The 1912-nt window shown below is 68.6% G+C and carries 3 protein-coding genes; 2 read left to right on the forward strand and 1 reads right to left on the reverse strand.

Annotated features, from left to right (window positions below; all coding sequences use genetic code 11):
* Positions 1 to 292: hypothetical protein (locus VGT80_RS01140; RefSeq protein WP_327452166.1), on the forward strand; the 292-nt coding region annotated here is incomplete at its 5' end.
* A 118-nt stretch (positions 293 to 410) separates the two neighbouring features.
* On the opposite strand, the gene VGT80_RS01145 is transcribed toward VGT80_RS01140, so the two are convergent.
* Positions 411 to 941, reverse strand: coding sequence for an arsinothricin resistance N-acetyltransferase ArsN1 family B (locus VGT80_RS01145; RefSeq protein ID WP_327452168.1), 531 nt, complete (start codon positions 939 to 941; stop codon positions 411 to 413).
* Between the two features lie 204 nt (positions 942 to 1145).
* Between VGT80_RS01145 and VGT80_RS01150 the strand changes: the two genes are divergently transcribed.
* Positions 1146 to 1748, forward strand: coding sequence for an energy transducer TonB (locus VGT80_RS01150; protein WP_327452170.1), 603 nt, complete (start codon positions 1146 to 1148; stop codon positions 1746 to 1748).
* Positions 1749 to 1912 lie beyond the last annotated feature (164 nt).

Raw genomic sequence — 1912 nt, forward strand, 5'->3', positions numbered from 1 at the left:
GCTGGTCGTGGAAACGACCGGCTTCATGCCGGGGGAGTCGTTCCGGAACCAGCTGTATCTGTCGGCCGACGCAAAGGTCACGGAGCGCTTCACGCGCGTGGCGACCGACGAAATCCGCTATGAGTTTTCGGTGGAAGACCCGGGCGTCTTTACCCAGGTGTGGCGCGGGGAAATCCCCTTCCGAGCGCTCAAGGGCCCGATCTACGAATTCGCCTGTCATGAGGGCAACTATTCGCTGCCCGGCATCCTCCAGGGCGCGCGCCAGGAAGAGGCGAGGGCCGCGGGCCGGTAGGCCACGCCAACGTCGAGCTTCCACCCTTGCTGACGTTCGAAGAAGACCAAATGAGACCATTTGAACGGCGGCTCTCCCGGGCCGCCAGCCGCGGGAGAAGAACAGGCGCGGGTTTGCGTCACCACGCGGTCGCCGGGGGGCCCTGCGGCAGGGCCTCGTTCAGCGGCCTCCGCCACCAGCCGACATCGTGCCAGCGGCCGAACTTGAAGCCGACCTCGCGGTAGGTGCCGAGGTGGATGAAGCCCATGGCCTCGTGCAGACCGACGCTGCCCGCGTTGGGCAGGGCGATGCCGGCGAAGGCCGAGTGGAAGCCCTGACCGGTGAGGCGCGCCAGGATATCGGCGTAGAGGGCGCGGCCGACGCCCCGGCGATGGACCCCGCGGCGGGTGTAGACGCTGACGTTCACCGACCATCTGTAGGCGGCGCGGGCGACGTGCGGGCTGGCGTAGGCGTAGCCCAGGACCTCGGCGGCGTCCTCGAACACCAGGAACGGATGGGTGGCCAGCGTCGCGCCCATCCGGCGGGCCATCTCGGCGGCGTCGGGCGCCTGGTCCTCGAAGGAGATGGCGGTCTCCAGCACATAGGGCGCGTAGATCGCCGCGATGGCCGGCGCATCCTCGAGCGTCGCGCGCCGCACGGCGCCGGTCATCGCGCGGGTGTCATCGGGAAGACCCCCTGCCCTTGAGTCCATGGCGGATGACAGCGCCGGCGTCCGGGCGCGTCAAGGACGGGCCGCATTCGTCGCCTTTGATCAACCCCGCCCGCATTCGTGCACGCCTCGAAGCTCTCTCCGGAACCGAGCCTTCCCACCGCTCGCTATCCATGGCGTCGCTAACAGCCCTGGCTGACGTCCATGATCTTCGCGCTCGCACCGATCCTCGCCGCCGCTCTCGTACAACAACCGCCCACCGGCTCTCCTGCCGACGGTCCGCGCCGCGAGATCGGTTTCCGCTGCCATGTGGCCGAGGGGCCGGCGCTGAGGGATTGCCAAGTCCGTGATCCTGCGGGCGTCGACCCCGGCAATGTGGAGGTGGTCCGCAAGGTTCTGGAGCACCTGCCGTCCTGCGTGCTCGGACAGTTCAAGCCCGGGACCGACGTGGATCGGCCGTTCGTCGTCTACGACTCGCCGGCGTATTTCGCCGAGCTTGCCCGCATGCCGGCGATTATCACCCAGCCCGATTGGGCCGAGCGGCCCGATCCCCAGATCATCAGCAAGGTCTATCCCCTCGCCGCGGCGCAGTCCGGCCTCGCCGGGCGCGCGGTGATTGCCTGCGACATCACCGCCGAGGGCCATCCCACGAACTGCCAGGTGCAAGACGAAACGCCGCCGGGGCATGGCTTTGGCGCGGCCGCCCTCAGGGCTGTGGCTCAGTTCCACTTGAGGCCCCAGACCCGCGACTGCGTGCCCACGGACACAGGCCGCATGATCATCCCCATCGTATTCGGGGGGCGGTAAGGGCCGGGCGGCTAACGAGGGCGCCCCCACATCCCCCTTGACCCCGCCCACATTCTCCCCTCAAACCGCGCGCATTCCGCAATAACCTCCCCCGAAGGAGCCGCTCATGCGCGTTGGCGTGCCTCGTGAGATCAAGCCGGACGAATACCGTGTCGGGCTGACGC

It is taken from the genome of Phenylobacterium sp., from assembly GCF_035944335.1.
In the GTDB taxonomy this organism is placed as follows: domain Bacteria; phylum Pseudomonadota; class Alphaproteobacteria; order Caulobacterales; family Caulobacteraceae; genus Phenylobacterium.